This window comes from bacterium (assembly GCA_037131655.1).
Taxonomy (GTDB): domain Bacteria; phylum Armatimonadota; class Fimbriimonadia; order Fimbriimonadales; family JBAXQP01; genus JBAXQP01.
This window is the reverse complement of the sequence record JBAXQP010000127.1, coordinates 1-7725: the sequence shown is the minus strand read 5'-3', so window position 1 is coordinate 7725 and position 7725 is coordinate 1. Positions and strand designations below refer to the sequence as shown.

The window sequence follows — 7725 nt, the reverse complement described above, 5'->3', positions numbered from 1 at the left end:
TAACGCTGACTCCCTCTTTGAGCGCGCGGCTGGACTCTTTACATAGTCGAATAATCGCATTTTCCATTCCAACCGCGCCGGAAGTGGGGTCAAACAAAATCGATAGGGTTCGCGCCCTGAAATCACCGGCAGAGATATGGCGCAGCTTTTCAAGCTCGACATTGGTTAAAATCGAAGTTTCGAGCCGTACTTGGCGGCAGTTATCGGGGGTTTGTTCGAAAAGACTGCCATTTTGGCCGATATAATTGGTCAACGACATGACCAATTCTTCACGGATGGGGTCAATCGGTGGATTGGTCACCTGAGCGAAAAGCTGCTTGAAGTAGTTATATAGAAGCTGCGGCCTATCGGATAACACCGCAAGCGGAGTGTCGTTGCCCATCGAGCCAAGCGGTTGTTCACCATTGACCGCCATCGGCGCAATTATAAGTCGAAGGTCTTCTAATGTATAGCCGAATAGTTGCTGCCGGTCTAAAATCGTATCGCGGTCGGGAAGGTGAACGGTCGGCGGGTCAGGCAGGTTACGAAGCTCAATTTTATTCTCAGCAAGCCACTTTCGATACGGCTTTTGGCTTACGATGCGGTTTTTAAGCTCTTCATCATCTACAATTCGGCCTTCTTCAGTGTCGACCAAGAATATCTTGCCAGGTTGAAGTCGCCATTTTGCGCGAATATTCTCCACAGGGATGTCCAAAACCCCCGTTTCGGAAGCCATAACGACCAGGTCGTCCTTGGTTACCAAAAAACGAGCAGGACGGAGGCCATTGCGGTCTAAAATCGCACCCACCACTCGGCCATCGGTGAAGGCAATAGTTGCAGGGCCATCCCATGGCTCCATAATGCAGGCGTGGTACTCATAGAAAGCGCGTCTGTCGGGGTCCATCGGTTCTTTATTGTCCCAAGCCTCCGGAATGAGCATCATCAGAGCATGCGGAAGGCTTCGACCGCCCCTAACTAACATCTCAAGCGCATTGTCCAGACTCCCCGAGTCACTGCCTTGGTCATTAATAAGCGGCATGATTTTCTTGACATCTTCACCAAATAAATCGGAAGTTAATCGAGCTTGTCGAGCGCGCATCCAGTTGCGGTTTCCGCGTAACGTGTTGATTTCACCGTTATGGGCAATCATTCTGTAGGGATGCGCTAGTGACCAAGTAGGGAAGGTGTTGGTGCTGAACCTTTGATGAACAAGAGCAATCGCTGTTACCAGACTTGGGTCGGCTAAATCGAGATAATAGCCGCTGATCTGATGGGCTAGCAGTAATCCTTTATAAACAATTGTGCGTGAGGACAAGCTGCAAATGTAGTAATCGGAAAATTCTTGAAGCTTTTTAGACTGAAGGGCACGCCAAACAGACTTGCGAATGACATAAAGTTTGCGTTCGCAAGCTGCTTCATCCGGCGCATTTGCTCCGCGCTTGACGAAGAACTGTTTAATAACAGGCTCGACTTCACGAGCCTTAGTGCCGGTTTTAGAGCTGTCTCGAGGAACATCACGCCAATCTATAAAATGTTGCCCTTCATCATTAACGATCTTAACAATTACAGCTTCACAAATAGCGCGTTCAGTCGGATCGCAAGGCAGGAACACCATCCCGACCGCATAGTCGCCTGGTCCTGGTAATCGACCGTCAAGCTGTTTTTGGAAGAATTCATGAGGGATTTGAAACAAAATGCCTGCGCCATCACCGGTCTCTGGATCGCAACCGCACGCCCCGCGATGGACTAAGTTTTCAAGAATCCTTAGTCCCTGTTCGATAATGGCATGTGAACGAACGCCTTTAATATTCGCGACAAAGCCAACACCGCATGCGTCATGTTCAAATTGCGGATCGTACAAACCACTTTTGGGCGGAAGACCGTGATTAACCATTGCCCACCCTTTAATTAATGCGAATAATAATCAATTACGATAGAAAAATGCGCAGTCTAGTACCTGATAAAAACAAACGCCCTGCCCACTTCAATCCGATAAGAGTAAATGGTGGACACGGGCTTCTTCGAATCGCGCTTTCAGGAATTGATATTATATCACACTAAGTATATAGTGTCAAATTGTTGAAATCAGGTGCCATTTCATATGATGGGCGAGGGAACCGTTAAGTTAGTAAAGGGTTCTCTTGTTTTAAGCAATCTGTGATCATGGAATAAGAGTAGCAGTAGAGAATCAAATGAGACAATTCTGCATGAGGTGATTATGGAACAGATGCTTCTTATCGGCTTGATAACGGGTTCCATCGGGACAGGCTATTTCATCTATGGAAAAAAGCAAAGCCAATTAATGCCAATGCTTGCTGGCGGTGGGCTGTGTATCGTTCCCTGTATGATCGGTAATCCTGTTCTACTTATATTAGCAAGCATAGTTTTATGTGCGCTTCCTTTTATAATTAGATCGGAATAATTTTCATGTTATGTTCTCAGGCTCAAAGCTTCATGAAATCTTATCCGCTATTCACACATCTTGAAGATTTTCGTTTGCTTCTCTCACAAGATTATCAATAATGGTTTGAACAGGCAGAATATCCTTAATTTTCCAATAATTCTCTCCGCAAAAAACGATTGCGTCATCAATATCGCCTTGTCGAGCATTCATTAGAGATTGAATTATACAAAAATTACGTTTGCAACTTTTCATGCAGAGGTATGAGCATTTAAACGGTTCAACAGTGTTGTTGAGTACGCTATCTAAAAACTTTGTTCGAATGGCTCTACCGGGGAGTCCAACAGGGCTGTGAAAAAGCTTCACGTTTTCTTTGGGAGTGTTGAGGTAGAGTTCTTTGAACTTAGGAGAAACAGTGCATTCTTCAGACATTACGAATCTGGTTCCCATTTGCACGCCGTCAGCGCCCAATTTGATAGCATCGGCGATACCTTTGCCGTCAATAACCCCTCCGGCACCGATTACTGGAATTTTCTTGCTGATTGCTTCGATGGTCTCTTTTAAGATTTCCATCATCGGTCTGTCTGTTCCCAGATGACCTCCGGCTTCTTTACCTTCTACGATCACGGCATCCGCTCCGCATTTTAGTGCGAGTAGGGCGGTTTTTGCAGTGGAGACAACCGACACGATCGCGACGCCATGTTCCTGTCCGTATTTAAAAACGTCTCTGGAAAACCCAGCGCCTGACACAATAAGGTCAGTACCAGCTTTAGTCGCGGCTTCCACTACTTCAAAGAAGTTCCTCGCCACAAACATAATATTGATCCCAATTATGCCGTTGGGCGAGAGCTTTTTTGCTTTGAGGATTTCATCTGTTACTTCGTCACCTTGCATACCGGAAGCGCCGATTAATCCGATTCCTCCGGAATTTGCTACTGCCCCGGCTAAAGGCCATGTGGCGACTCTTACAGCCATACCACCTTGGATTATTGGATACTGAGGCATAAGGTCTTTTATTTTAAGTTGAGGTAATTTCATAAATTGTCCTTTTATTTAATTATACGCAATTTTATGGCTAAATAATTCAAATACTCCAAGCTTTTGATTTATAGTCGTCAGCTTGTACTGTATTAATGATGATACCTTCAACAGAGCCAGTACACATAATTGTACCTGTTATTTGCGTTTTGAATGGCAACAAGTTTTGCGAAGGAGCAATTAGACCCCATTGTTATTGGACGGATTATGTTTGGATCAAATTTGCTATCGTGTGTTCTCACTGGCTCAAAAGCAGGCTTCAATTTAAACCTATCACACAGTTTACTGGAATCTTGACGAGGTGAGGTAGGTTATGCTAGAGTTTTGATAGATACAATCGCTTATGGTGATTGGGTAATTGGGCTTCATGGCGATCCAGCAGACTATGTAGCGCTGAGGGAATGTGTTTTTAAGGCCTTTATCAGCGTAATGTGAAGTTTGTCCGAATAATCCTATGCGATTACAATTCATACTTTTGTAGCGAAATCGGTACTGGAAAGCCACCGTGGGCCAATTATTACAGAGCAAAGGAGTATTGACATGAAACAACATCCCGTTTTGCTGTTTGTCCTAATTGCGTTTCTCGTAGGGTCAGTAGTCACTTCTTCTGCGGCAGCAAAGAAGCCAAAGAAACCTACTAACAAACTCAGCGCCATTGGCACTTCTCAATTACCGGGTGAATGGTGCCAATTCGCCAAAGCCTACACCCTTGGGACACGCGCAGCTGGGAATGCCATGAACGTGACCCTAAAGAGCGCCGAATACACGATATCTCAGATCAAAGTAGGAAGCAGCGTATTTCGGCCTCAAGAAGGAGAGAAATTTCTCGTTATCCACTACACATTGCACAATCCGTTACCGCAAGAGCAGGGTGTAGGTTACGCTACTATTACATGGACTGCCGTGGATGCGGCGGGCAAAGACCGGAACCAGGAATACCTTGGGGTCGGCGTTGAAGATGCCAAGCACAGCCAGCTTGATCAGGTGTTGAAGCCGGCACAGAAGATCGAAGTGTTCGCGATTATTCGCGTAGATGGCTACGGTCCAGTGCCCAAACTGATGGCTGCAAGATATGAAGTGACGAAACCGGTAGCTCGCTACGATCTCAAAGGCAAGGTTACAGCATTGCCTTTGCCCTATTCCGACCCTACCGACACAACGGGAGCAACTATGCTCAAACAGATCCCCGGCGTTGTAGGCCAGTCATACATTACCGGTGACTTCGAGACCAAGGTGGATAAAGTCGAGTTCGTGGATCCTCCGTTAGCCGATGAGGGCTATGATATAGGGACTGTGTATGCGCTAATTACTTTGGAGTGCAAGTATTGGGGTGATAGCTCCGGAGGAATCGGCGGAAGTGCGTCGCCAACTTCAGGATTTGAGATCAAAGATGCTGATGGTGCAAGCTACACTAATTGGAACGGGCCGCTCTCCACGAGTTCTTATAGATCAATTGATGCACGAGCCGGCAATGGAGAGTCATTTAGGTGCCGTTTAGCGGTGGCAGTGCCGAAGGGTGTTCAACTCAAGACTTTGAAATTGAAGGAGTACTCGGGCTATCCGGTGCTCATTGACGTAAGCGCCTTCAAAGCACCCTGAAAATAAAGAGCTTACTCGAAAGAGAAACTGGTGTTCCGGTTGATTATCGGAACACCAGTTTCTATTGTTATTATTTCTCACGCGAAAGTTGAATTATTCCGACGCGCCTTGTGCTAGCCATTCGCCAATAGCTTTTAATACGCCCAGCTTGGCGATGAGGTTTTGTCTTCTGACGGGGATCAGATCTACCACGTTGAAACCACAGGTCGCGAGCACCTTATCGAGGCTAGCGCAGCATGCTGGAGCACCGCCTCCACCGCCACCCGCGACACAGATTCCGATAGCCTGTTTGTCTGCAATGCTGGCCCTACCGACCTCATTGCAACAAGTTCGCCGCAATCGATCGAGGAAGGCTCGCATCGATTCGCTGAGGTCGCTAAAGTAGACCGGCGTGGCGAATGCAACCACATCAGCCCCCTTCACCCGCTCCACCAGACCTGCGAAGTCATCCTCGATGATGCATTTCCCCTCTTTAATACAAATCCCCCATCCGCTATCATCACATTGCCGACAACGCTCAATCGCTAATGTTGGTAGCAAAACTATTTCGGCCTGGCCGTTCTTGCCGATAACCCCATGCATTAAGCCCTGAGCCGCCTTAGCTGTTTGCCCCTCAGGGTTACGGCTACCGCACAAAACTAACATCTTCATTCTGTAAATCTCCTTGCGCCATTTAATAGATATATTTTATCGGGTACGATAGCAGGAAGTCGACACAACGATGAGATTGAGTTAATTGAGGATTACAAATGACTTCAAAAGAACGCGTCACACTTGCCATAAACCGCAAACAGCCAGACAGGGTTCCTATTCACGATGACATGTGGGGAACCTCCTACGATAGATGGCAGAAGGAAGGGATGCCTCAAGTTGTTGATGTCCAGGACTTCTTTGGCTTCGATTTGCGTGGGATATGGTGTGATAATACCCTTCAGTTACCCTGCAAAGTTATTGAAGAAACGGAAGAATTCTCGATAACGACTTCAAATGATGGAGAGACGGTAAAGAACTGGAAAACAAAAACGAGCACTCCCGAGTTAATTGACTTCACTATTAAAACGAGAGAGATTTGGGAAGAGCATAAGCCGCGCGCCGTTTTAAATGAAAGTCGCGTTAATTATGAAAGCGCAAAGAAGACCTATGACCGTGCGGCTGAGAACGGTTTCTTTTTGCATTTAGACTTTGGCCTAGGGTTTACAAGGGTTTGCTCTATCGTAGGCCCTGACCGAACCCTTATGGCTATGGTGGACGATCCCGAATGGATTCAGGACATGTTCATGACGGATTCCCGGCTTTGCGTTGCGATCGCGGAAGAACTCTTTAGCCGTGGAATTGATGTGGATGCCGGATGGATATTTGACGATCTAGGCTTCAAACAAAAAGGGTTTTTCTCAGCCGCGATGTACAAAGAACTACTTTGGCCAGCGCATAAGCTGGTGTGCGACGTGTTTAAAAGCCATGGCAAGCCTATGATCCTCCATAGCTGCGGCTTCATAGAGGAATTTATTCCCCTTTTCATCGAGGCTGGTTTCGACTGTATTCAGCCCCTCGAAGTTAAAGCCGGAAATGACATGCTAAAGCTTAAAAAGCAATATGGCGACCGATTAGCATTCATGGGCGGTATCGACGTCCGCGCAATGGCTCATCCTGACCCATCTGTTATCGAAAAAGAAATCTTTACCAAAATCCCCGCCATGAAGCAAGGCGGCGGCTACATCTACCACTCCGACCACTCAGTTCCTGACAACATCAGCTACCAGCAGTACCAACGAACGTTGGAATTGGTGCGGGAGTATGGCAAGTATTAAGGCAATAGGCTGAGAAAGACAATAATTATTAGCCTGGAAATTAGTAGACATCGGCCTGTATTAACAGGCCGATGTCTTTTGAATTAGATATCGTTGGTTCGAGTGAAGTAAATCTTTAAGAGGGCTTCTATGTCTGAAACGGCTTTGTCGGCTGGATTATGGCCTTGCTTATCACAAATAGTTGTATCAGCGCCGCTATCGATAAGTGCTCTAAGCGCCACGTCATCGCCTTTTTTCGCGGCAACATGAAGTGGAGTTGAACCCTCGTAATCTCGTGCATTAACATCAGCGCCGAAAAGGATGAGAAGCCTCATTGCTTCTTTATTGTTCTCGCGGATAGCTAGATGAAGAGGGGTTTCACCACGAAGGTTGCGCGCATCGATATCGTGTCCGTCATCGATGAGTTTTATAATCCACTCGTTTAGACCACTCCAAACTGCCCAATGAAGCGGACGATACCAATACGGAACGAGATCCAAAAGAATAGTTTCTTCAATTGGTAGTATCATGACAATCTCCTCGTAATAGCATTCGTTACTTTACGCCAGTTTCCAGGTCACTACTATGACCAATTACTTCTTGATATAAACGCACTACCATAGGCAAAACTACGGTTTTCGTATCTGAAAAAGGTAGTACACATGCCTATCTATATTCAATTTGCAATCATACCGTAATTGAATATAGAATGAACATGATCATTAAATATCAATATAACACACTTGAAACATATTTGCAAGTAAATATACTGATAATTAAATAAAATATAATAGGTAAGTGTTTTTTAATAGATATCTAAGAGAGTGAATAGCTTGTGAAGTATTGAAGAGCGAAAAGGGCAAGTATTATAAACGAATATCGAAGGATTTGTGGCCAAGGAGTTTGGCAAGACGGGCAGTT

General features: G+C 45.9%; 7 protein-coding genes. 3 read left to right on the top strand and 4 right to left on the bottom strand.

Annotated features, from left to right (window positions below; translation table 11 throughout):
- Window positions 1-1873: glutamate synthase central domain-containing protein (locus WCO51_07305; protein ID MEI6513068.1), on the bottom strand; the 1873-nt coding region annotated here is incomplete at its 3' end.
- 324 nt (window positions 1874-2197) lie between these two features.
- Here WCO51_07305 and WCO51_07300 point away from each other — a divergent pair.
- Window positions 2198-2401, top strand: a complete 204-nt coding sequence (locus WCO51_07300; GenBank protein ID MEI6513067.1) for a hypothetical protein — start codon at window positions 2198-2200, stop codon at window positions 2399-2401.
- Between the two features lie 51 nt (window positions 2402-2452).
- Here WCO51_07300 and WCO51_07295 read toward each other — a convergent pair whose 3' ends face one another.
- Window positions 2453-3418 carry a nitronate monooxygenase gene (locus tag WCO51_07295; GenBank protein MEI6513066.1) on the bottom strand — a complete coding sequence of 322 codons (966 nt, stop codon included), beginning with the start codon at window positions 3416-3418 and terminating at the stop codon, window positions 2453-2455.
- Window positions 3419-3958: 540 nt separating this feature from the next.
- Between WCO51_07295 and WCO51_07290 the strand changes: the two genes are divergently transcribed.
- Window positions 3959-5017 carry a hypothetical protein gene (locus tag WCO51_07290; protein MEI6513065.1) on the top strand — a complete coding sequence of 353 codons (1059 nt, stop codon included), beginning with the start codon at window positions 3959-3961 and terminating at the stop codon, window positions 5015-5017.
- A 93-nt stretch (window positions 5018-5110) separates the two neighbouring features.
- Here the strand turns inward: WCO51_07290 and WCO51_07285 are convergent, their stop codons facing one another.
- Window positions 5111-5668, bottom strand: a complete 558-nt coding sequence (locus WCO51_07285) for a flavodoxin family protein (GenBank protein MEI6513064.1) — start codon at window positions 5666-5668, stop codon at window positions 5111-5113.
- A 98-nt stretch (window positions 5669-5766) separates the two neighbouring features.
- Between WCO51_07285 and WCO51_07280 the strand changes: the two genes are divergently transcribed.
- Window positions 5767-6825, top strand: coding sequence for a uroporphyrinogen decarboxylase family protein (locus WCO51_07280; GenBank protein MEI6513063.1), 1059 nt, complete (start codon window positions 5767-5769; stop codon window positions 6823-6825).
- Window positions 6826-6908: 83 nt separating this feature from the next.
- On the opposite strand, the gene WCO51_07275 is transcribed toward WCO51_07280, so the two are convergent.
- A complete protein-coding gene (locus tag WCO51_07275) occupies window positions 6909-7334 on the bottom strand; it encodes an ankyrin repeat domain-containing protein (GenBank protein MEI6513062.1) in 426 nt (141 codons plus the stop codon).
- Window positions 7335-7725 lie beyond the last annotated feature (391 nt).

Coding starts and splice junctions, on each gene's coding strand:
- WCO51_07300 (MEI6513067.1), top strand. CDS start 2,198: ATGGAACAGATGCTTCTTATCGGCTTGATAACGGGTTCCATCGGGACA.
- WCO51_07295 (MEI6513066.1), bottom strand. CDS start 3,418: ATGAAATTACCTCAACTTAAAATAAAAGACCTTATGCCTCAGTATCCA.
- WCO51_07290 (MEI6513065.1), top strand. CDS start 3,959: ATGAAACAACATCCCGTTTTGCTGTTTGTCCTAATTGCGTTTCTCGTA.
- WCO51_07285 (MEI6513064.1), bottom strand. CDS start 5,668: ATGAAGATGTTAGTTTTGTGCGGTAGCCGTAACCCTGAGGGGCAAACA.
- WCO51_07280 (MEI6513063.1), top strand. CDS start 5,767: ATGACTTCAAAAGAACGCGTCACACTTGCCATAAACCGCAAACAGCCA.
- WCO51_07275 (MEI6513062.1), bottom strand. CDS start 7,334: ATGATACTACCAATTGAAGAAACTATTCTTTTGGATCTCGTTCCGTAT.